The organism is Pricia antarctica (assembly GCF_900101815.1).
GTDB classification, from domain to species: domain Bacteria; phylum Bacteroidota; class Bacteroidia; order Flavobacteriales; family Flavobacteriaceae; genus Pricia; species Pricia antarctica.
In genome coordinates, this window is record NZ_FNAO01000004.1 from 471372 (window position 1) to 493894 (window position 22523).

A 22523-nucleotide genomic window follows, 5' to 3' on the forward strand; every position below is an offset into this window, starting at 1 on the left:
TTAATCAGTTTGGAATCTTTATTTTTGACTCATGAGGGTCTTTCAAAAAAACAGTAACATTTTCAATTTGCTTTCAGAAGGGGTTTCCGAGGGCATCATCGTGGTCAATACCAAACAGGAAATCGTCGCAACCAATTCAGCGGCGGAGGACATGTTCGGATATGATGATGACGAGCTGCTCGGAAAGCCATTGGATACCCTCATCCCCCGCCGTTATCACGGGCACCATGATCAGCATGTCGCCCATTTTATCGATAAAAGCGAAAAGCGCCAAATGGGCCACGGGCGCGATTTGAACGGCATTCGCAAGAATGGGGAAGAATTTCCGGTGGAGGCGGGCCTGAACCCTTTTAAACTGTACGGTTCTACCTACGTTATGGCTTTGGTAATCGACATTACGGAACGTAAGATAAGGGAAAAAGAACTGAGTCACTGGGCCCGAATTTTCCAGGAATCGCTGAACGAAATCTTTGTTTTCGATGCGGAGACTTTCAATTTTATCAATGTAAATAATGAGGCTCGGCGCAATATCGGTTTCAATATGGCCGAACTAATCGGCATGACCCCCGTTGACATCAAACCTGAATTTAGCCTGCACAAATTCAAAAAATTGGTTAATGCCCTTTTGACCGGAAAGAAAGAAAAAGTCAAGTTCGAGACCTTACATCGAAGAAAAGATGGCTCGTCCTATCCCGTTGAAGTACATCTACAACCATCCGCTATGGGCGAAAGGCAAGTTTTTGTGGCCATCATCCTAGACATTACCGAGCGTAAGAACTATACCGAAAAATTGGAGAAAACGGTAGAATCCCGAACTAAACAGTTGACCGAGGCCTTGGCCGTGGAAAAGGAACTCAACGAACTCAAGACCCGTTTCCTGTCCTTGGTTTCCCATGAGTTCAAAACGCCCCTGAGCAGCATCCTTACATCCATAACCTTGGTGGGAAAATACACCCAGACCGAGCAACAACCCAAACGGGACAAACATGTAACCACTATCCGCAACAAAGTAAAATATTTAGATGCCATACTGAACGATTTTCTCTCCGTAGAACGCTTGGATTCCGGAAAAGTGAACTATCATTTGGAAATGTTCCATTTGAGCAAAGTCATCAACGAAGTTGTTTATGATGCCAATATGCTGCTCAAAACGGGGCAAAAAATCCGATATCCCGAAGATATAGATGATATCGTTATCGAATTTGATGAAAAGACCTTGGAGCTGGCTCTATCCAACCTCATCCATAATGCCATTAAATACTCTCCGGAAGACTCCATCATCGACTTGGTGGTCTCGAAAAAAACGGATACTATAGTGTTGAAGGTCATTGACCAGGGCATCGGGATACCGGCGACCGAACAAAAGCACATCTTCGACCGCTATTTCAGGGCAGAGAACGCCCTATTGACCCAAGGTACGGGTATCGGACTTAATATTGCCAAACAGCATTTAGAAAACCTAGGGGCCACCTTGGAATTTAGCAGTAAGCAGAATGACGGGTCTACCTTTGTAGTACACCTACCCCTGAAACCTATTAAAGTTTAGCATATGAAAAAAATACTATTAATCGAAGACGACAAGGCCTTACGCGAAAATACCGAAGAGCTCTTAGCGCTATCAGGCTACAGTGTAGTGACCGCGCCGAACGGAAAAATCGGCATCGCAACCGCCAAGGGCGAGATGCCCGACCTCGTTGTCTGTGATATTATGATGCCCGAAATCGACGGTTATGGGGTGCTACAGAATCTCTCCTCCGACGAGAAGACCAAGCATATTCCCTTTATTTTCTTATCGGCCAAGACCGAGCACAAAGAAATCCGAAAGGGCATGGACCTGGGCGCCGACGATTATCTGACCAAACCCTTCGAGGAGGAAGACCTTATGAGTGCCGTGGAAAGCCGATTGGCCAAGGCCGAACTTTTGAGCCGAATGTTGGGCACCCCCATTAAAACGTCCGAGGTTTTGGAGGATGAGATGCGCACCCTGCACGAGCTGAAAAACTTTTTTGACGATAATGGGGAGCCGATATCTCTTGGCCAAGGGGAAAGTGTCTTTCAAGAAGGTTCGCGCTCCAACACCATTTACCTTATTTTAAAAGGAGTCGTTAAATGCCACACGATGGACGGGGACGGTAAAGAGCTGACCACATCCCTTTATCGGGCCGATGATTTTTTAGGATTTACTTCGTTTCTGAATAACATTCCCTATAAAGAGTCCGCCACCGCCATGGAACCGGTAGAACTAGCCGGTGTCTCTAAAGAAAGCCTGAAAAACATCCTCCAAAAAAATAAAAATATATCTTTGGAGCTTATGGAACTTCTTTCCGATAACATTACAGAGATTAAGGCCCAATTACTTCAAATGGCCTATAGTTCCGTCCGTAAAAAGACGGCCCAGACGCTATTGCAGTTTGCCGAGGTTATGAATACCAAAAGCGATGATGCCATCAAAATATCGCGCAACGATCTGGCCAGCGTAGCCGGCATCGCTACGGAAAGCTTGATTCGCACCCTTTCGGGCTTTAAAAAAGAGGGACTTATCGCCATCGAGGGACGGAACATCCGAATAAAGGAACTGAAGGCCTTGCAATATGTCAGCTAATTTACGGTAGTAAATTCCATCATATATGATAATTATCATATTCCGCCTTCGGCACTAAAACTATTTTTGAATGTAGTTTACAGTGTATGAAAACCATTCTAATACCCACCGATTTTTCCGAAAACGCTTGGAACGCCATCGAATATGCGGTTACGCTTTTCGACGCTGTACCCTGCAATTATTGCATCCTTCATGTGGGGAGCTTGTCCGAATCTTCAGTTCGCGGCAACAGTTTCAGCTTTCCCAAAGAAAAACTACACCCCTCAATCAGAGCGAAGATTAAAATGCTATTTGAGCGTATCGAACGCTTGACCTGCAACAAAAAACATCGCTTTACAGCCCTTCAGGAATACGGGAATTTTATTCAAATTGTAAGAAAAACAGTAGATGTTAAGCACATAGATTTGATAGTCATGGGCACCACTGGTGCATCTGGTCTCAAGGCCTCTATCGTAGGGAGTAACACGGGCGACGTCATTACCAAAGTGGCCTGTAACGTATTGGTGGTTCCCGAGAAGGCCGAAGTAGAAATCCCAACGGAAATCGGGTTCCCGACTGATTTTAACAGTTTCTATACGCACTCCATATTAGAAGGTATTTCCGCAGCAATGCAGCTCACCAAGGCGAACTTACGGGTTCTGAACGTTTCGGGGGTAGATGAACATCTTACCGAAATACAGGAACAGCACCAGGAATACCTATTTGACTATTTGCATGAAACTTTCCCCGAACGGAATACCTTTCACACGCTGACCCATATCGGTATCGTTGAGGCGATACAACTTTTCGTAGAAGCCGGAAATATCAATCTTATCGTGATGGCCGCCAAGCATTTAAACTTTTTGCAGCAGATTCTTTTTGACACGACCATTGAGAAAATAAGTTTTCAGACCAAGATTCCCCTATTGGTATTGCATGAATAGAATGTCGTCATCTCTCATAAAATCGAGGACGGGGTCCGCATTTTTGCCAAAAGCGTAAAGGCCAATCTAATCATCAGGGTATTAAAGGACTAAGGGCTGCTGCAAAAAGCGTCTTTGGATACGACCGTTGAGGAGGTAAATTTTGAAATGAGCATTCCGCTTTTATCGCTGCAGGGATAGGCAACCATGGTTCGTTCCATTTGGTTTCGATGATGACATATATCATAGTTTTTGAGAAGGGCTCCCGCTATTTTTGGAGGGTCATTAAAATCATATCCATGAGAACCGTACTAATACCTACCGATTTTTCAAAGAATGCAATGCATGCCATTGATTATGCCTTGAAACTCTACAAATGCGAACGCACCAACTTCTACTTTCTACATGCGTTCGCCGACGAGGTTTACGGTCCCTTTAAGAAGAGGGATGCATCCTTCGAGGAACAGAATGCTACGGTCAAAAACAATGTGGAAAAAAAGCTGGACGAGCTCGTCGAAACCGTAAAGCAAAAACAGCAGAATCCGAAACACGCCTTCGAATCCCTTTCGGCCTTCGAATCCCTTGTCGATGCCGTCAACGATTTTGCGAACCAAGTCAATGTGGACCTGATTATTATGGGGACACAAGGGAAGACCGCCAGTAAAAACATCACTTTCGGTAGCCATACGGTACAGGTATTCAAATATGTTCAGTGCCCTGTGCTGGCGATTCCCGAAAACTATGAATACGAACAACCAAAAAAAATACTGTTCCCCACCGATTATATGCTACCCTATAAACGCAGGGAGCTAAAACTATTGAACAGCCTGGCGTCGGAATTTAAGTCGGAAGTGCACTGCCTATACCTCTCCGATTTCGAGGATTTGAGCCGCAGGCAATTGGATAACAAGCGCTTTTTAAGCGAATCACTGCCCGATGCCTATTTATATTTCGAAAGTGCACCAATCAAGAACAAAGCGGAGGCCATTTTGGAAAACATAGCGAGCAATGCCATCGACCTTTTGGTCATGGTCAATGCCCGGCATTCCTTTTTTGAAGACATGCTGTACCGGTCAACGGTCGATGAGATAGGCCTGCGGCCCAAAATTCCCTTTTTGGTCATGCAGAACCTGCGGAGATAACCTATTAAAGTAGCACCGATGAAAAATATACTCTTGCCAACCGATTTCTCCGACAACGCCTGGAACGCCATCTTTACGGCCGTAAAACTGTACGCCGATGTCGAAAGCCGGTTTTACCTGCTGCATGCCTATGAGCCCAATGCCCTGAACATGCTCGGCAGAAAAGACCAGAAACGCTTAGGAACCATCTACGATTCCCTTTCTCAGTATTCCGAACAGGAGCTGGGCAGGGTTCTGGGCTACCTCATCAAGAACCATGGCAATCCAAAACATCGGTTTGAGACTGTATCAAAACCAAATACGCTGCAGGATGCCATACTGGAAGTCGTTTCAAAACAAGACATCGACTTAATTGTAATGGGTACACAGGGCGCGACGGGTGCCAAACAAGTATTCATGGGAAGCAATACCGTTAAGGTCATGAAACTAGTAGAAAATTGCGCCCTGCTAGTGGTGCCTTCGGAGTATAATTTCCAAACATTGAAAACCGTCGTATTTCCGACCGACTTTATGAAAAAGTATGAAAAGTACCAGCTAAGTCCCCTGACCGAACTGGCCTTGCTCTGGAAGGCCGAAGTTAAGATTATGCACGTCGCCGTCGAATATCGTTTTAACGATCAGCAAAAGCTCAATCAAAAGCTTTTAAAAGAACGCTTTGAAGGTTTGGCTCTCGTCTTTCACAATCTTGATTTTGAAGGCGACATAGCCCCTACCCTGCAAAGTTTCATTAAAGATGCACAAATAGACCTATTGTCCCTAGTGCGCTACCATCACACTTTTTGGGAAAAGTTCATCGGCGAGCCCGTGGTCAAAAAAATGGCATTTCATACGGAAGTGCCACTCTTAATTTTACCTGAATAAGTTCCCCTAAAACGAAACCTAAGAGCATTGATTATATCTTTAAGGGCCCGATGATAAAGAAAGAGGTAGATACTCTGACGGGTGAAGGCGAATTTTTAAAGGATTATTTCACAGACACTGAATGTTCTTTCCATACCCTCACCGGACAAAAATTGGATGAGGCCGTACAGTGTTTTAAGAAGGGCAAAAATCTGGATATTCTGGACATGGCCGCCAAAAACCTGAATTTTTTGAAAGGTATACTTTTCAGGCCTACCGTAGAAAAAATATGCTATCCTACCACGGTTCCGTTTTTGGCGCTGCACAAATAGAAGACCTAGAAGACCTAGGGCCTATGCGTTTGGTCATAAGGTAAGTTTTGAACTTTGGCCTTACATATGTGGTTTTAGAACACCCATAATATCCTTCTTCTGCAAAACTCCTGACTGCCGCCAAACCTGCTTCCCTTTCTTGAAAAGTAGCATGGTCGGCACTCCCCGCACTTGGTATCGAGAGGCTATCGCCTGGTTTTTGTCCACATCAATTTTGACAATCTTTAGCGCATCCCCCATTTCGTCCTTTACCTGTTTTAAGATAGGCGCCAACATTTTGCAGGGGCCGCACCAGTCCGCATAAAAATCTACGAGCACCGGGGTCTCCGAAGCTATAATTTCTGAAAAACTACTTTTCATCCGTATCCCATTTAAAAAAGCAAAAATACCAAAAATAGCAATCCGGCGAACTGACCAATGTCATGGTTTTCAAAATTCTTCTCCCTTAGATTTACCCCATACTAAAAAACAAAGATTATGACACGGATTCTATTGCCCACCGACTTTTCGGACAACTCCTTTGAGGCTATCCGGTACGCGCTTTTGGCCTATAGGGACATCCAGTGCACCTTTTATCTCTTACATACTTACACCCCGCCCGTCTATCAAACGGAATACCTTATGGGAAGTCCCGGACTGATCGGTCTGGGCGATGTAATGCGCGAAACCTCGATGACACAGTTGGAGAAACTGAAAAGCCGTATGGAAGACCAATACGGAAACGACCAGCATACTTTTGTCGTACATACGGTCTTCAACACGCTTTTGGGCGAGATATCGGAAACCGTGGCCAACGAAAGCATAGACCTCATCGTGATGGGAACAAAGGGGGCGACGGGTGCCAAGGAAATTCTGTTCGGCACCCATACCGTACACGTTATCAAAAAGGCCAAATGCCCCGTAATTGCGGTACCTCCTAAATATGAATACGAAGCACCCATTGAAATATTATTTCCTACGGACTTCGAAATCGAATACGGGAAAGATACTATTTCGCAGGTACTGACTATGGCCAGACAGCACAAGTCCCGAATCAACGTCATGCATGTCCATACGGGGTACGACTTGAACGCAGCACAGGAAAGGCACAAAGGCCAGCTTGCAAAATTGTTGGGCAATACTGCATTGTTTCACGAAGTTCCAGACAACGGCATTATCGAAGCGGTCAATGCGTTTCAGGTCAAGAATAAAATAAACCTGTTGGTCATGGTACAGAACAAACACACTTTTATGGAGCGGTTATTTATGGAGCCGGTCATCAAAAAAATAGGTTTTCATTTAAGCCTGCCTTTTATGGTGCTTCCACAACTCTAATATGACCGCCATGAAAAACATTTTGGTGGCCACCGATTTTTCGCACGAGGCATACTGCGCGCTTTTCTACGCCACTAAGTTGTTGGCATCGTTGTTCGATGCCTCGATCCGTATCATGCACATCACAGAGGAGGAAATGTTGAACAGCAAACAGGAATCGAACCAAAAATTGCTTGAGGATTGCCTCAACGCTACGGTCCACAGTTATCATAAGGTTAGGGAGTTCGACGATAAGGCCCTGGTCATCGAATCTTTTTTGGAGAAACAGCACATCGATCTGTTCGCCATGGTACACCACAAACATAGTTTTCTAGAGATGCTGGTCCGCGAACCGGTTATCAACGATATAAGTATTTATGCCGCCATTCCGATGTTGATACTCCCTGAGCAGAACTGACCATTGTCATAGGTGGCGCATCCCACCCAAATTATCTTTGCACAGAAACCTGAACTCAATACCATGGACAAAAGAATATTGAATTTAAATTGCGTTGAAGATAAAATCCTTAAATAAGTAAATTATGAAACAGATAGGTATTTGGCTGGATAAACAACAGGCCCACATCGTTCGTTTGCACGACGCAGGAGAAACACTAGAAACAATCCGCTCCGAGGTGGAATTTTTTAACCGAAAAGGGTCTTCGGGATCAAGGGTCAAATGGGGCGGTACGCAGGATATCAGCCACGAAAGCACTTATCTTGAAAAGGAAAAGCATCAATTAAAGGCCTATTTCAATCAGTTGGCCGATGCTATCACCGATGCCGATGTTATAGCCCTCTTCGGGCCTGCCGATACGAACGAAAAATTCAGGGCTGCCTTGATGGCCGATCATAAAGCCTTGGCCGCTAAGGTAAAGACAGTTGAAAAAGCAGACAGCATGACAGAAAATCAGGTGAAGGCCTTGGTGCGGGACTATTTTCGGGACAAGAAGTAGTCCTTTCGACATCCGAAAAACTAGGGATTGAAAGTTTACCTCGGTGGTCTTTCGTTTCCAAACCGGCCGCCTCTGCAAATCTAAACTATGGACGAACTACTCGATTTTTTTAACCACGACATGGTGGTAAAGGCGGCAAAGCTTTTATTATGGATACTGTTCATTATCATATCTATACGTTTATTGCGAAAATTGCTTAAACGGCGCATAGCCGATACAAGTATTCGGTACAAGGCCCAGAAGGGGGTCGAGGTCGTAGGCTATGTACTGATCGGCCTATTGATCCTCGTTTCTTTTACGCTCGAGAATGTTCAAGACTACACCATCATCATCGGCCTTTTTACGGCAGGCATCACTTTTACTTTACAGGAACTTATCTTGAGCATCGCCGGCTCGTTCTACATCTTTTTCGTACGGGTCTACGAACCGGGAGACCGTATAGAGATCAATGGTATCAAAGGCGATGTCATCGATATTGACAGCATCTATACCACGATCATGGAAATGGGCGAATGGGTCAGTAGCGATAACTATTCAGGTAGGATTGTTAAAATTAGCAATGCTTTCGTCTTCAAAGGGCCTATTAAAAACTATTCCATGGATTTCCCATTTGTGTGGGACGAACTGAACGTACTTATTACCTACGGCTCCGATGTTGAACTGGGCAAAAAAATAGTGCTGGATGAAGCAACGGAACTCTTATCGGACTATACCGAAGATTCCATGGCCAAATGGTCAGCCATGGTCGAACGGTATTACATCGAAAATGCCACCATCGCTCCGACCGTGGCCATCAACCTTACCGATAACTGGATAGCCTTAAACCTTCGCTATATATCGGACTATAAGCTACGACGTGGTACAAAACACCAATTGTTCGAACGCATCGAGCAGGCCGTCTTACTGACCGAGGGAAAGGTAACTCTGGCATCCAACACTTTGCAATTATTGAAAATACCGGAAGTCGACGTACATCTAAAATGATAGTTTGAAAAAAGAAAAGGACATTGAAGTTATAAAATCCTCGGGGGAAAAGGCAAGATTTTCCTTGGACAAATTACGCAATTCACTAAAGCACAGTGGTGCTGACCACAATTTGGTGGAACAGATCGTTGAAAAGGTCAAAGAAGAGCTTTTCGAAGGCATATCTACCCATGAAATCTACAACAGGGCCTATGCTATTTTGAAAAAGAACAAATCGGTCTTCGCTTCAAAATATAAACTGAAAAAAGCGATTTATGAGTTGGGGCCTACCGGATTCCCGTTCGAACGCTTTGTGGCGGCCATTCTGGAATACTCGGGTTACGTTGCCCATGTGAACGAAATCTTGAATGGCATCTGTGTGACCCATGAAATCGACGTGCTAGCGGAAAAAAACGGGTCGGTAACGGTCATCGAATGTAAATTTCATTCGGAAGAAGGGCGTAACTGCAATGTCAAAATTCCGTTGTACATCCACTCCCGATACAACGATGTGAAAGCACATTGGGCGACAAAAATAACGGAAACCAAAACAATGGAGGCCGGATGGGTAGTAACCAATACCCGTTTTACGGAAGATGCCATCAAATACGGAAAATGTGCCGGACTGTATCTCTTGAGTTGGGACTATCCCCTAAACGATGGTCTCAAAGACCGCATCGACAGGCTCGGCCTTTATCCTGTTACCGTATCCACTTTATTAAGCACACGCGAAAAGCAATTTTTGTTGAGTAGGGATGTGGTACTCTGCCGGCAACTTTTGAAGGACAAATTCTTCTTAGACCATTTGGGGATCTCCCAAGACAGAAAAGAAAAAATTCTCGGAGAAATTGGGCAACTCTTTAACCATTAGATATATGGACACTATCAAAGTACACTTTTTGGGCGCCTCGGGAACCGTGACCGGATCCAAGTTCTATCTGGAAACCCCGGAACTGAACATTATGGTAGACTGTGGGATGTTCCAAGGCCTAAAGGAACTTCGTCAGCTCAACTGGCAATCCCTGCCCCTTGATGCCTCCAAAATCGATTTCGTATTGCTGACCCACGGCCATTTAGACCATACCGGATACCTGCCGAGACTGGTTAAAGAAGGATTTCATGGCAAAATCATTGCAACCGCCCCTACCCTGGCGATAACCCGTATCATTTTGTTGGATAGCGCCAAAATACACGAGGAGGAAGCCGAACGAGCCAATAATGAGGGCTATAGCAAACACCATCCAGCAGTAGCCTTCTATACAATAAAGGAAGCCGAACGAGCCATCGACCTGTTCCAATCCCAAGTGAAGGATGAATGGATAGGGCTATCGGAGCACATCCGGTTTAAATTCAGGTACAACGGCCATATCATCGGGGCGACGTTCATAGAACTGGAAATCTTCGGGAAACTATTCGTTTTTTCAGGCGATATCGGGCGACAGAACGATACACTTTTGGCTCCGCCCGAATATCCCCAATGGGCCGACTATCTTTTTGTGGAAAGTACATACGGCAACAAGCTACATCCCGAAGAAGACGTAGAACAAAAAATAATTGATTTGGTCAACAGAACCATCAAAGAACGGGGCAGCCTGATCATTCCTTCCTTTGCGGTCGAGCGGCTGCAATCGTTGATGTACCTTCTTTGGCAGCTGTACAAGAAAAACAAAATCCCCAATATTCCCATCTTCATCGATAGCCCCATGGGCAATAATGTACTGTCCGTTTTCGAAAGTTTTCCCGCTTGGCACGAACTCCCGATGAAAGAATATCAAGCGATGTGCGATCATTTCAACATCATATCATCCTTCGCCGATACTTGGAAAACCATAGACGACCTCAGACCTAAAATCGTAATCGCCGGCAGCGGAATGGTTACCGGGGGCCGGGTCTTGACCTATCTAAAGCAACTGATAGACAAGACCGCCACTACGGTACTCATTGTTGGCTATCAGGCCGAAGGCACCAGAGGAAGACAGCTTCTGGAAGGGGCACATGAGCTTAAACTATTCGGAAAATACGAGCCCGTCAATGCGAAAATCGAACACTTGGAAAGTCTCTCAGCACACGCCGACCAAAAAGAGCTATTGCAATGGTTAAAAGAAATAAAGAATATCCCCGAAAAGGTGTTCCTGATTCATGGCGAACCAACTGCCCTAGATGCTTTTAAGGTAAAAATCAGGGATGTATATGGCTGGAAGGCACATATCCCCAAATTGAACGAAACCACCGAATGGACACTGTGATATAAAAGTCACGGGATGATAAATATCCTTGCCGCTCTCTCACCTGAATAGTTGATTTGAACAATGACTATAAAAGTCGGCATGGAAAAGAAAAAAATGGCATCTTGAGAAAATGCAAAGCGCAACATAGCCAACTGATCAATGTCATTTTTCTTTTCGCCTACTTCGTTTACCTTTATACGCTATTCCATAAAGAACCTAAAATAGTACACCAATGGATACACTACAAAATCCCCGTAATACGGAATGGTTAGCACCTGAAGAGATGCACGAACAATCTAAAAGATGGTTTTCAGAACTCTCCTTTATCAAGGACGAGCAGCAGTTCTTGAACAATCTGATCCAGTCGTTCTCTATCAAACCTATTGAGGTAAAGGAATTTGCACTGATCAACGATTTTAAGATGGCGATCGCCGAGAATCAACATAGACTAATCCCTATTTTAAAGCAGGTACAAAAACATAGGAACCAATTGGAGATTATGTTGGATAGCGTAAACCAACATGAAATGGAAAAGGCCTACAAAAAGACCCATGAAAACCTGTACAGAAAGTTGAACAAATACTTTTTGGATTATCGGACGGTCAAGGAAAGAGGGTTCGCAAAACTGACCCACATTTTGAAAAATACTAAAAAAATAGCTTTGGGCAACCCGGAATATCGGCTTAGTTCGACAGAACAACCGAAAATGCCCAAGCCCGATTTTGGAGAAGAATAATCTAGATGCCGGCACACTTTGAAGCGTGTCGTTAAACGTAACTCAATAAGATGAAAAAACTACTATTAGTATTAACCATAGCGATTTGTGGTTGCTCCTCGGCCGAACTGGTCGAGAATTATAAAAATCCCGATATCGTTCTCTTTGATGCCAACAAGGTGTTGGTCGTAGGAATGACCAACAGTGAGGCCGTTCGTACCGACTTTGAAAACAAACTGACCAAAGAATTCGAAAAACGAAACGTAGAGTCCGTAAGGAGTTTGGACGTTTTTGACGTCAATTTTACCGATTCGAGAAGGACCGAAAAAGAACTGGATGCCTTCGAGGAGAGCCTTTTGGACAAAGATTTTGATGCCATTCTGCTTACCAAGATCACCGGTTCGGAGAACAAAAAGACATTAATGAGAACGATGAACGAACTGTACAAAAGTAAAGACGGTTTCAAAGAAGATTATAGGCGCCATCAGAATATCTATTATGATGACGATTACTACCGTCAGTTCACAGTGTACCACGCCGAGACCTCGTTGTATTGTATCTGTATGGGCAAAGAGCGTTCGTTGATTTGGCGGGGAAGCATAGATATCTCTGACCCCAAGGATATTCAAAAAACTGTGGATGATTATGTGAAATTGGTCGTTCTTGCTATGGAAGAGCAAGATTTAATTTTCAGAAAACAAACGGACGATGACGTTACCGGTCTATAGTGCCAAGAATTTTGAAATTCCCTTTTTGAAGGCGGCCAACCAAGTTAAGTATAAGGTCGCTTAAATCAAAGTATTGTAGGCGTACGCTCCAACTCACGATTTTCTTCTTGGCTTTCGTAACCCTGAGATTCTATAGATACAAGGTAGCACAGCTTGAATAATACTATTGTGATATTGGTCAGTTTCGGATGGAAAGTTCAATAGATAGGAAGAAACATCCAAATCATTTCATCTTCTTTTTTTGAGTATCAGTTGTAGCATTCGACTGCTTCTAACCTCATTAAGTTACAGCATAAATTCCGCCCGGTCATAAATTAAATCCCCAAGTCGCAGGACAAGCCCGTTTTTTCCGCAAACTCAAAGAACAGGTGGAAACTCATAACGGGAATGCAAGATTCCCGTGATTATATATCGTGGTCTTTTAAATTCGAAAAGAAATAAAAGTTAAGAATAAGGATGGTCAGAGCATTAAGCTTCTAGTCAGTAGAAGCAACAAATGTAATGTACTAGATTACTGCTGTTGCGTTAAAAAGCTTTCCATCTGCCATTTCTACAATGGCTAAAGTGTATACAAGGGGTTTTATCATTTTTCGATTTGAAATGGCTTGGGAGTTTTTTTGACAACCACCAAAATTTCAATTTTTACAATTATCTGTATATCTGCATTTTAAAAATTAAGGGCTCCGTACATTTTACAAATGAGCCTATCTCGATATTTTAACGCTACAGTACTAATACTAGATTTATAAAAATTACGTTTTAACTTTTCATTATAAATTATTGAATTCAATATTAACCAAATCAAACCTATTTTATGAAGATGTATTTTAAATTTATTGCAACTAGTGTAATGACCGCCACCTTCGTGTTGTCGTCCTGTTCTGTTGACGACGGAGCCGAGGGTCTTATGGGACCTCAGGGCATCCAGGGAGAACAAGGGTTTCAAGGGGAGCGAGGACTCCAAGGAGACCAAGGGGAAAAAGGAGATCCAGGTGTCGATGGCAAAGACGGTGATAACGGTACGGACGGACCGGATGGCCTGGATGGAGCCGATGGTAAAGACGGAGCCGATGGCGCGGATGGTCTAGCTGGATCAGATGGTGCAGATGGAGCCGATGGTGCTAACGGACAAGATGGTGCTGATGGCCAGGGTGCAGAGGTAGTCGCCAGTAGTTGGATTACCTTAACGGCAAATGATTTCTTATCCTCTCAAAAACCAGATGGTATGGGTGAAATGTACGACGCTACTTATACCACTCCGCTGTTGACCCAAGAAGCTTTGGATCAGGATGTGGTTTTGGTTTATCTTAAGTTGAACTCAGGACAAATTGTTCTAATGCCTTATGTCTACCATTCGGATGATCACATGGCAGTAGCCTATACCGCTTTCCTTGCGCAGAATAATTTGGGAATCAATATGACCCCATCATCTTACATTTATAACAATGAATCATTAGAAATAAGCGTTAGGTTCGTTATTATTCCGGCAACCACTTTGACCCTACCGGATAAATCACTTCATAAAGATTTTAAAAAAATGACCTACGAAGAAGTAATCAGTTATTTTAATTTACAATAAGTAACGCTGGTTTTAAAAAAAGAGACGTTCTATCCAATTGTGGGTAGAACGTCTCTTTTATACATATATCCTTCCTTATATATTCGCAATCATTATTGCCTAACTATAGACAAAACTTCTATTATTCCAATTGTTTTTAATTTTCTGAAGTATCTCCTCCAAATACCAATTCATCAAACGCTACGGAATTCGTAAAGGTGGATCAACCCAAGAACATTTGCAAAAACCCATTTTCTGGCGTTCATTCATGTGGCTTTCGCAACAAGTATTTTCAACCCATAAATAGTGTTTGTGAGGTATGGAACCTTAAAAAGCGGTACTAAACGCAAAATTCAAATTCCGACAGTCGTTCTTGATCCACGGTTCTGGCTTGGGAACGGAGCGTTCCTTCCCAGCGTAGCGGGAAGGATTAGCACGGTGGAAAGCCAAAATTGGGGATTAGGTCCAAGACGTTTAGGGAAGCGCTGCCGCCCGGAATGGAGCCTTCCCTGCCCGTCCGGTAGGCGAGCGCGAAATGGAGCGCCAATTTGCTGACCGGGTTATAAGCAGATTTATTTTTTGTATCGTAAATTGCAATAAAAACCGTCATGTGTTTTCATGCAAGAATTGTTCTGGAAGCGAAAGATATAGAGGCCCTCTATAACGTTACGCGTTCAGTCGGGGATACCGAACCCGGTAGGTTGGTCTATAACCATGCCAACGGTTTCTCCCATCCCTTAATGTGGGCGATACCGCAGGAAAAACCCAAGCACATGACCCCAATGCTCTGGGGATTACTTCCGTTTAACAAACAAGGGGCTGACCACGAAAAATACTATCGGGATTCCATCCGTTACGGCGCCGGCCTGAACGCACAGGCGGAAAAGCTCTTCGATTTTTATATGTACAAGCCAAGTGCTTTGACAAGGCGCTGTATTGTACCGGTCAGTGGTTTTTTCGAGCCACATACGTGTCCCAAACCGAAAAATTTCAAGGTGCCCTTCTATTTCGAAGCGGAAGAAAGCAAATGTTTGAACCTTGCCGGTATATATTCGATTACCCCCGATAAATATGTCTCTTTTGCGCTACTGACCAAGGAGGCGGAGCAAGGGTCGAGATACGCTAAAATCCACAATAACAAGAATCGGGACGGGGAACACCGTCAAGTGATTCCGTTGGCGGACAATCAAATACAGGCCTGGTTATCCGATGATTTAAAGCAGGACGACGTTTACGAAATAATGGACAACGACCTCCCGGAGGATAGGTTACAAGCATATCCAGTCAGCAAAGACCTCTTTTCCCCAAAAATAGATTCGGATAGGCCGGACATTATTAAGAAAGTCGACTATCCACAGATTCAGATTGAGTATTAAGGTAGGTGTTTTTGGATATGTTTAGTCAACTTACGTTCAGTTATTTAGATAGTCTTCAAGCGGCCAAAACGAGCCTTCAGGCTAATTTTGTTGTTGTCTTAATCTAAAGACCCGAACTTCAAATGATACATCGCAATAAATTGTCTTAATTTTGCAACTGTATTATGATTTCAAAAACTTTCCAAGAAAAATTTAATCCCTCCCAACAGGCAGCGGTCAGCTTCACCGGCCAGCATGCGCTGATTCTTGCAGGTGCCGGGACGGGCAAGACACGGACCATCATCGGAAGGGCGGCATATCTAATCGAAAGTGGAGTGTCCCCTTCCAAGATCCAGATTCTGACCTTCACGAAAAAGGCCGCGAACGAAATCGTGGAACGCGTCCGATCGCAGTTCCCGGAATCTACCGCCATCAGTTTAAAAGGCTCCACGTTCCATTCCTGGTGCAACCAGTTGATCGTGAAATACCCGAACCTGTTCGGGGCGTCGACGTATACGGTAATCGACCAGGACGACCAGCTTTCCATCATGAAAATGGTTTGCGGGGAATATAAGGAGGACTTCGGCCGGTTACGGTTGAAGCCCCAACAGCTCATCGACCTCTATTCCTTCGCCAGGAACACCCGGAAGAACCTTACCGAGTCCATCAGGATACTGTTGTTCAAGGATCGAAAGGACAGGGAGACCGAGTACGAAATCACCCAGCAACGTCCCTATATCGGAAACCTGCTAAAAGCCTACCAGTCAAAAAAAGGCAACAGCAAATATCTGGACTACGACGATCTTTTGCTGGCCGTATCGACACAGCTCCACCAAAACGAGGAAGCACGGCGAATACTTGCCATGGATCTGGAACATCTGCTGGTGGACGAGATGCAGGATACCAATCCCCTGCAATGGGAGCTTCTAAAACCTTTTGCCCAGGTCTGCCGCCTGTATTGTGTTGGTGACGACGCACAGTCCATCTATTCCTTCCGGGGTGCGGATTTCAGAAACGTCCATAGCTTTAAGGAGCGGGTACCGGATTCCACCGTCCTCAAACTGAACATCAACTATCGTTCGACCCAACACATCCTTGATCTGGCCAATTGGCTACTCGCCAGATCTCCGATCAAGTATGATAAAAAGTTGGTCTCCAATATTACGGAAGGGTCATTCCCGGTCGTCATGAACGTATCAGACCAATGGCAGGAATCCAGTTGGGTCGCGGAGGAAATACTAAATGGTTTTCAGCAAGACGATAAATTCTTTGGTGACCACCTGGTCCTTTCAAGGTCACAATATTACACGAAGACCCTGCAAGCGGTTTTCATCCGAAAGAAAATTCCCTTTGTCACCTACGGGGGCCGGAAATTTTTGGAAGCGGCCCATATCAAGGACGTTGTCGCGGTTCTCCGCATTCTGAACAACCCTTTCGACGAGATCGCATGGGTGCGTTTTCTTACCTTTTGGGACGGTATCGGGGACGTTCGTGCCTCAAGGGCCCTTGGTAATATCGTTGCCGGTGACGGTTCCCGACCCATTGGCACTCTGGTCAAAGATGCCCTACCGGGACAAGATGGCGAGAAGATAGGCGATCTGATCGGCGAACTTGAGCTTTCGAAGGGCGATGTGGGCCAATTGGTCACAAAGACCTTTGAGGCCATGGAACTCGGCCTGGCCTATAAATATCGGAAGGATTGGCAGGAAAAACGTAAGGCGGACTTCGAGGTGCTCCAACTTTTGGCCAAGAGTTACGGGAGTCTTGGGGAGTTCATCGGCGAGGGCCTATTGGACAATGCCGCGAACCTGAACAAGTCCCATGTGCTGAGCGGTAGCGAGCTCAGTCCTTCCGAGGACAGAGATCACGTTATTATTTCCACTATCCATTCGGCGAAGGGATTGGAAGCGGATACCTGTTTTGTGCTGAATGTTTCGCCCAAGGTTTTCCCGTCCACCCGAACGCTCCACGACCCGGAAGCGATCGAGGAGGATCGACGGTTGCTTTACGTGGCCCTCACAAGGGCAAAGAACAGGCTTTTTATAACGAGGAACATCGATAGTATCCAAGCCCTCACCAAAGGGGACGAGATAATAAACGAAGCAAAGGATATCCCGACGGAATCCTATTTTCTTTCTGACCTTCCCGATTCGCTGGTAGAGCAGCGGACCTATGAACATACCTTTGATAAACCCCGCGATGTCGGCACGCCGAATACAATGGACCTGTCTTCCGGAATGGATTTCAGTTGACCCGCATTTCGAAAGTTTACGCTCTACTTTACCGGAGCACCCGCTGTAGCTTCGGAAAAAACTATCTTGACCGTACCGGGATTCGCGTTGAGGTAGCTTGCGATTATCCTTGTTGTATGATAGGTATTCCTTTTCAATATAACATAGTTCTCCACATCTTCCAAGGTCTGTACGGATTCCTCGCTGCCGAAAAAGCCATAACCCCTATACAGTCCGTCCGTCACCAGTACAAAGCTGTACTCCCCTTCCCTCCTGCCCTTTTCCATAATGGCATAGTTTAGGGGATTCCGTCCGATTTCCTCGATGGCCATGGCCGTTCTTTGGTTGTACGCCGATACATCTTCCCTTCCATCACAGATCCCGTTACACTCCGTGATCTTATAATGCGAACAGCTGCCATTTGTACGTTGCAATCCGGTGAAACGCGGACACAGGACATATTTCTCACAGATTTGCTCCAATCTGGCAACGGCCTCCTCCCTTCTCCAATAGGTGACCGTCCCCAGATCCGTAGCGGATTTCCGGTCCAGTCCGAATTGGACGATGCCCTTCCGGTTTATATAATGTACGATACAATAGGGTGCCCTCAATTTTTTTTGGGTGGTATTGAATCTGGGATAATGCTTCTGTATCTCGTCAGCCTCGTGCAAGAGGGCGACCAGTTCGGAGCCGGATTCCACAAAATCAACCGAGGCGGTCTCTTGGCAAAGCTCGTATTCCTTTCCCTTTGCGTTATAGAAATGGCTTAGTACCCTATCCTTGATGCGCAGCGCTTTGCCGACATAGATAATTTTCCCCTTGCCGTCCTTGAAATAATAGACCCCCGGGACCTGCGGCAGGATAGCGATGGATTCCCTCGGGATGTTCGGTGCCAGCTCGGTCCTCCGGGCGTTCAGGCATCTATCGAATTCCGTACCGTCCGCATCCAGGTCCATCAAGCGCTGAAAAAGGATTACGGTAGCATCCGCATCCCCCTCTGCCCTGTGCCTGTCGATCAACGGAATGCCCAATGTGGAGCAGAACCGTCCGAGACTATAGGAGAACTTCCCCGGCATCAGTTTCTTGGCAAGCTTGACAGTGCACAGTTTTTTGCGCTTAAAATCGTAGCCGAGATACCGGAACTCCGAACGCAGCACCGTGTAATCAAAGTTTACATTATGGGCCACGAATATCGCTCCTTCCGTTATCTCTACGATCCGGGCCGCTATTTCCTCGAAGAGCGGGGCTTTCCTGACCATATCATCATCGATTCCGGTGAGGCCCGTAATAAAACCGGGAATCCGTCTTTGGGGATTGACGAGTGATGTAAACTTGTCGGTTATTTTTTCACCGTTCAATCGTACGATACAAATTTCTGTAATCCGGTTGTCGCGTACTCCCTTTCCGGATGTTTCGATGTCCACTACGGTAAATTCCATTTCAAATTATTTATTCACAAAATTCGGTTCCGGTTTCAAAAATAGGATAATTTCCATAATTTTGGACGATTTCCAAATCAGAAAATATTTTAATCTCATGTTGATTATGTGGGCATCCACCCTGGAGGTAAGGTCCGTAAGAAGCAATCGCAACCCGTTCAGCGGCGAACCGCCGATCGTCCTGGCCCATCGTAGACAATAGAAACCGAACCTTATCCATGTATACCAATTGCCATTCCTATTATTCCCTCCGCTACGGCATTCTGTCCGAGATCCAGCTTTTGGACCTGGCCAAGGCGAACGGCGCAGGTTTCGTGGCCCTGACGGATATTAACAGCACATCGGCCGCACTGAACTTCCTGAAGTTGGCGGCCAACTATCCGGTATGGCCGGTTGTCGGTGTCGACTTCCGTAATGGCGTTCATCAGTTGTACGTCATCTTGGCTAGGAACAATAACGGCTTTATGGAAATCAACCGGTTCCTGACCCATCACCTACATGAAAAAAAGGAGTTTCCCGATACCGCCCCGACCTCGGAAGACACCTATGTCATCTATCCGTTCGAAAGGGCAATGGAGCAAGAAAAGAAGGATTTTCGCGAAAACGAGTTCATCGGTATTTCGGTCAGGAACCTTTCTAGGCTTATGTTCACCGATTACATTACCTACACCGATAAACTGGTCATCCAGCAGCAGGTCACCTTCAGGAATAGAACGGACTTCAATACCCATCGGCTTTTGAGATGTATCGGCCTGAACATCCTATTGAGCAAACTGCCTAAATCGGAGGAGGGGTCCACTGAATCGGTAATGTACCCCAAAGCGGAGCTGTTGGACCATTTTGCGGAATACCCATTTATCAAGGAGAACACGAAACGGCTCATGCAGGGCTGCAAGGTCGTCTTCTTTTTCGACGACCAGAGGACCAACCAGAACCAGGAACATTACTACGGGAGCAGGGATGCGGACTATGAATTCCTAAAAAAGGAATGTTATCGGCGGATACCGGTTAGATATCCGAACGCGGGCAAAAAGGTAACGGAGCGGGTAGCCTACGAACTCGATTCCATAAAGAGGATGGGCTTCGTTTTCGATTTCGTGGCCAACTACATTACCATCGAGGATGCCAAGGCGCATAACCGGCCCCATATAGGACGGGGATCCGGTGCCAACAGCGTTGTGGCCTATATCCTGGGTATCACCAACGTCGATCCGATCAAGCTCGACCTGTATTTCGAGAGGTTTATCAACCCCTATCGGCTTTCGCCACCGGATTTTGACATCGACTTTTCGTGGCGCGACCGGGACAATGTCGCCCAATTTATGTTTGATACCTTCAAGAACGTGGCCCTGATGGCCACCTACGTTACCTTTCAGTACAGGGCCGTAATCCGGGAGCTGAGCAAGGTGTTCGGAATGCCCAAGGAGGAAACGGATAAATTTTTGGCAGGCCAGTTCATCGATCCGGAAAAGGACAAGTATTTGAAACTGGTATGCAAATATGGCAAACGAATCCACGGTTTCCCGAACTACGTGAGCGTACATGCTTGCGGAATCATTATTACGGAAAAGCCCATTGAGTATTTTTCGGCAACTTTTATGCCCCCAAAAGGTTTCCGGACCGTTATGTTCGATATGAACATCGCAGAGGACGTGGGGATTTTTAAGTTCGATATCCTCTCCCAACGTGGACTGTCAAAGATTACGGACTGCCTCGAGATTATCGCCTACAACCGACCGGATTCGGAGGTAAAGGATATCGATGCGGTTTACGAGTTCTATGAAGATGATAAAATCAATGCCCTCTTGAGCGTAGGCGATTGTATCGGCGGATTTTACGTTGAATCCCCGGCGATGCGCGTGCTGATGACAAAGCTGCGTACGAACGACTATCTCGGGCTGGTGGCCGCAAGTTCCATTATCCGTCCCGGACCCGGTAACGGTGGGATGAAGAGCGAGTACATACTGCGGCACCGATACCCGGAACGCAGGGCGGAGGCCCATCCCGTGATGCACGATATTTTGGAGGATACCTATGGGATCATGATCTATCAGGAGGACGTCTTAAAAGTGGCCCACCATTTTGCGGGGATGAGTCTTGCCGAGGCAGATGTGCTGCGAAGGGGCATGCGGGGAAAAAAAAGAACCAAGGGGGTATTGGTCAAGATGATGAACAAGTTTAAGGACAGTTGTCGTAAAAAGGGATATCCCGAGAAGACCATAGAGGATATATGGGGGCAGGTGGAGTCCTTCGCCGGATATGCCTTCGCCAAGGGGCACTCTGCCTCCTATACCGTCGAAAGCTATCAGAGCCTGTACCTCAAATGCTATTTTCCCATTGAATATATGGTAGCCGTACTTAATAACGGCGGAGGGTTCTATAAGGTGGAAACCTACGTCAACGAAATAAAAAAGTACGGGGGTATAATTTCCCCGCCCTGTATCAACACGAGCGACCATCCAAACATCGTCGTTCGGAAAGAGGTTTTCCTTGGATTCGGAATGGTCAAGTCCATCGAGGACCGTACGACCGAGAAGCTGTTGACCGAAAGACAGCTATATGGCAAATTCAAGGACCTGGCCGATTTCTATGACCGCGTGCCCATTGGCGTGGAACAGTTGATCATCCTGATCAAGGTGGGCGCCTTCCGGTTTACCGGTATCGGGAAGCACCGTCTAATGTGGGAAGCCTACCTAAAATATAATAAGGGCGCAACGAAGGATAGAACGCCAGTGCTATTCAAGAGCCCCCACGTCGATTACAAAATCCCGGATATCGAAACCAATTTCTTGATAGAGGCCTATGACCAAATGGAATTTTTCGGCTTTCCGTTCATCTCGAGATTTAAGCTCTTAAAACATCCTCCTGAAAGCTACCTCCTGGCAAAAGATTTGCCAGACTACAACAAAAAACGAATTACGATTTACGGCAATCTGGTCACTTTCAAAGGCACGGATACCACCAACGGCCAACACATGTTCTTTGGGACCTTTGCCGATGCAGGGGAGGCGTTTTTCGATACCGTCCATTTTCCCAGGGTCGCCGAAAAGTTCCGCTTCCAAAGCCGTGGCAGCTATAAAATTATCGGCACGGTAACGGAAGAACTGGATTATTACAGTATCATCGTAGACGAAATATATTTTCAGGAGATACTACCGGACCCGCGCCACCACCAACCGGAAAACTTCAACAAGGCACTTCCAAAATTTATCAAGTCTGTATAACTGACCTCCTCCCAT

At 45.6% G+C, this 22523-nt stretch carries 20 protein-coding genes; 18 read left to right on the forward strand and 2 right to left on the reverse strand.

Features of this window, described 5'->3' with window-relative positions; translation table 11 throughout:
- Positions 1-31: 31 nt before the first annotated feature.
- The 6 genes from BLT07_RS09630 to BLT07_RS09655 all read left to right on the forward strand — a co-directional run bounded on the left by BLT07_RS09630 (position 32) and on the right by BLT07_RS09655 (position 5818).
- Positions 32-1546 carry a sensor histidine kinase gene (locus tag BLT07_RS09630; RefSeq protein ID WP_091868098.1) on the forward strand — a complete coding sequence of 505 codons (1515 nt, stop codon included), beginning with the start codon at positions 32-34 and terminating at the stop codon, positions 1544-1546.
- 3 nt (positions 1547-1549) lie between these two features.
- Complete coding sequence (locus BLT07_RS09635; RefSeq protein ID WP_091868100.1) at positions 1550-2602, forward strand: response regulator; 1053 nt, start codon at positions 1550-1552, stop codon at positions 2600-2602.
- Positions 2603-2688: 86 nt separating this feature from the next.
- Entirely contained in the window at positions 2689-3525 is an 837-nt protein-coding gene (locus BLT07_RS09640; protein WP_091868102.1) for a universal stress protein, read from the forward strand.
- 278 nt (positions 3526-3803) lie between these two features.
- Positions 3804-4646 carry a universal stress protein gene (locus BLT07_RS09645; protein ID WP_091868104.1) on the forward strand — a complete coding sequence of 281 codons (843 nt, stop codon included), beginning with the start codon at positions 3804-3806 and terminating at the stop codon, positions 4644-4646.
- 18 nt (positions 4647-4664) lie between these two features.
- Entirely contained in the window at positions 4665-5507 is an 843-nt protein-coding gene (locus BLT07_RS09650) for a universal stress protein (RefSeq protein WP_091868106.1), read from the forward strand.
- 50 nt (positions 5508-5557) lie between these two features.
- Positions 5558-5818 carry a hypothetical protein gene (locus BLT07_RS09655; RefSeq protein WP_091868108.1) on the forward strand — a complete coding sequence of 87 codons (261 nt, stop codon included), beginning with the start codon at positions 5558-5560 and terminating at the stop codon, positions 5816-5818.
- A gap of 60 nt (positions 5819-5878) precedes the next feature.
- Here BLT07_RS09655 and trxA read toward each other — a convergent pair whose 3' ends face one another.
- On the reverse strand, positions 5879-6178 hold the full coding sequence (gene trxA, locus BLT07_RS09660; protein ID WP_091868109.1) for a thioredoxin: 300 nt from the start codon (positions 6176-6178) through the stop codon (positions 5879-5881).
- Positions 6179-6295: 117 nt separating this feature from the next.
- On the opposite strand from trxA, the gene BLT07_RS09665 reads away from it, so the two are divergent.
- The 11 genes from BLT07_RS09665 to BLT07_RS09720 all read left to right on the forward strand — a co-directional run bounded on the left by BLT07_RS09665 (position 6296) and on the right by BLT07_RS09720 (position 17866).
- Positions 6296-7132, forward strand: a complete 837-nt coding sequence (locus BLT07_RS09665; protein ID WP_091868111.1) for a universal stress protein — start codon at positions 6296-6298, stop codon at positions 7130-7132.
- A gap of 10 nt (positions 7133-7142) precedes the next feature.
- Positions 7143-7529 carry a universal stress protein gene (locus BLT07_RS09670; protein WP_175455296.1) on the forward strand — a complete coding sequence of 129 codons (387 nt, stop codon included), beginning with the start codon at positions 7143-7145 and terminating at the stop codon, positions 7527-7529.
- A gap of 124 nt (positions 7530-7653) precedes the next feature.
- Entirely contained in the window at positions 7654-8067 is a 414-nt protein-coding gene (locus BLT07_RS09675) for a hypothetical protein (RefSeq protein ID WP_091868114.1), read from the forward strand.
- An 87-nt stretch (positions 8068-8154) separates the two neighbouring features.
- Positions 8155-9051 (forward strand): mechanosensitive ion channel family protein, encoded by an 897-nt coding sequence (locus BLT07_RS09680; protein WP_091868116.1) that lies wholly within the window; start codon positions 8155-8157, stop codon positions 9049-9051.
- Positions 9052-9055: 4 nt separating this feature from the next.
- The gene (locus BLT07_RS09685; RefSeq protein ID WP_091868118.1) at positions 9056-9901 is read left to right on the forward strand and encodes an ATP cone domain-containing protein; all 846 of its coding nucleotides are present in this window, start codon (positions 9056-9058) and stop codon (positions 9899-9901) included.
- A gap of 4 nt (positions 9902-9905) precedes the next feature.
- Entirely contained in the window at positions 9906-11276 is a 1371-nt protein-coding gene (locus BLT07_RS09690) for an MBL fold metallo-hydrolase RNA specificity domain-containing protein (protein ID WP_091868120.1), read from the forward strand.
- Positions 11277-11490: 214 nt separating this feature from the next.
- Positions 11491-11994: a hypothetical protein gene (locus BLT07_RS09695; RefSeq protein WP_091868121.1), complete on the forward strand. Its 504-nt coding sequence runs from the start codon at positions 11491-11493 to the stop codon at positions 11992-11994.
- Positions 11995-12044: 50 nt separating this feature from the next.
- Positions 12045-12701: a hypothetical protein gene (locus tag BLT07_RS09700; RefSeq protein WP_091868123.1), complete on the forward strand. Its 657-nt coding sequence runs from the start codon at positions 12045-12047 to the stop codon at positions 12699-12701.
- Between the two features lie 814 nt (positions 12702-13515).
- The gene (locus tag BLT07_RS09705; protein ID WP_091868125.1) at positions 13516-14280 is read left to right on the forward strand and encodes a collagen-like protein; all 765 of its coding nucleotides are present in this window, start codon (positions 13516-13518) and stop codon (positions 14278-14280) included.
- A 587-nt stretch (positions 14281-14867) separates the two neighbouring features.
- Positions 14868-15635, forward strand: a complete 768-nt coding sequence (locus tag BLT07_RS09715; protein ID WP_091868129.1) for an SOS response-associated peptidase — start codon at positions 14868-14870, stop codon at positions 15633-15635.
- Positions 15636-15799: 164 nt separating this feature from the next.
- A complete protein-coding gene (locus tag BLT07_RS09720; protein ID WP_091868131.1) occupies positions 15800-17866 on the forward strand; it encodes an ATP-dependent helicase in 2067 nt (688 codons plus the stop codon).
- Positions 17867-17889: 23 nt separating this feature from the next.
- On the opposite strand, the gene BLT07_RS09725 is transcribed toward BLT07_RS09720, so the two are convergent.
- On the reverse strand, positions 17890-19284 hold the full coding sequence (locus tag BLT07_RS09725; protein WP_091868132.1) for an exonuclease domain-containing protein: 1395 nt from the start codon (positions 19282-19284) through the stop codon (positions 17890-17892).
- A 218-nt stretch (positions 19285-19502) separates the two neighbouring features.
- Between BLT07_RS09725 and dnaE the strand changes: the two genes are divergently transcribed.
- A complete protein-coding gene (dnaE, locus tag BLT07_RS09735; protein WP_091868137.1) occupies positions 19503-22508 on the forward strand; it encodes a DNA polymerase III subunit alpha in 3006 nt (1001 codons plus the stop codon).
- Positions 22509-22523: the final 15 nt, after the last annotated feature.

Coding starts and splice junctions, on each gene's coding strand:
- trxA (WP_091868109.1), bottom strand. CDS start 6,178: ATGAAAAGTAGTTTTTCAGAAATTATAGCTTCGGAGACCCCGGTGCTC.
- BLT07_RS09670 (WP_175455296.1), top strand. CDS start 7,143: ATGAAAAACATTTTGGTGGCCACCGATTTTTCGCACGAGGCATACTGC.
- BLT07_RS09650 (WP_091868106.1), top strand. CDS start 4,665: ATGAAAAATATACTCTTGCCAACCGATTTCTCCGACAACGCCTGGAAC.
- BLT07_RS09630 (WP_091868098.1), top strand. CDS start 32: ATGAGGGTCTTTCAAAAAAACAGTAACATTTTCAATTTGCTTTCAGAA.
- BLT07_RS09695 (WP_091868121.1), top strand. CDS start 11,491: ATGGATACACTACAAAATCCCCGTAATACGGAATGGTTAGCACCTGAA.
- BLT07_RS09715 (WP_091868129.1), top strand. CDS start 14,868: ATGTGTTTTCATGCAAGAATTGTTCTGGAAGCGAAAGATATAGAGGCC.
- BLT07_RS09645 (WP_091868104.1), top strand. CDS start 3,804: ATGAGAACCGTACTAATACCTACCGATTTTTCAAAGAATGCAATGCAT.
- BLT07_RS09690 (WP_091868120.1), top strand. CDS start 9,906: ATGGACACTATCAAAGTACACTTTTTGGGCGCCTCGGGAACCGTGACC.
- BLT07_RS09635 (WP_091868100.1), top strand. CDS start 1,550: ATGAAAAAAATACTATTAATCGAAGACGACAAGGCCTTACGCGAAAAT.
- dnaE (WP_091868137.1), top strand. CDS start 19,503: ATGTATACCAATTGCCATTCCTATTATTCCCTCCGCTACGGCATTCTG.
- BLT07_RS09720 (WP_091868131.1), top strand. CDS start 15,800: ATGATTTCAAAAACTTTCCAAGAAAAATTTAATCCCTCCCAACAGGCA.
- BLT07_RS09655 (WP_091868108.1), top strand. CDS start 5,558: ATGATAAAGAAAGAGGTAGATACTCTGACGGGTGAAGGCGAATTTTTA.
- BLT07_RS09640 (WP_091868102.1), top strand. CDS start 2,689: ATGAAAACCATTCTAATACCCACCGATTTTTCCGAAAACGCTTGGAAC.
- BLT07_RS09675 (WP_091868114.1), top strand. CDS start 7,654: ATGAAACAGATAGGTATTTGGCTGGATAAACAACAGGCCCACATCGTT.
- BLT07_RS09700 (WP_091868123.1), top strand. CDS start 12,045: ATGAAAAAACTACTATTAGTATTAACCATAGCGATTTGTGGTTGCTCC.
- BLT07_RS09680 (WP_091868116.1), top strand. CDS start 8,155: ATGGACGAACTACTCGATTTTTTTAACCACGACATGGTGGTAAAGGCG.
- BLT07_RS09705 (WP_091868125.1), top strand. CDS start 13,516: ATGAAGATGTATTTTAAATTTATTGCAACTAGTGTAATGACCGCCACC.
- BLT07_RS09665 (WP_091868111.1), top strand. CDS start 6,296: ATGACACGGATTCTATTGCCCACCGACTTTTCGGACAACTCCTTTGAG.
- BLT07_RS09725 (WP_091868132.1), bottom strand. CDS start 19,284: ATGGAATTTACCGTAGTGGACATCGAAACATCCGGAAAGGGAGTACGC.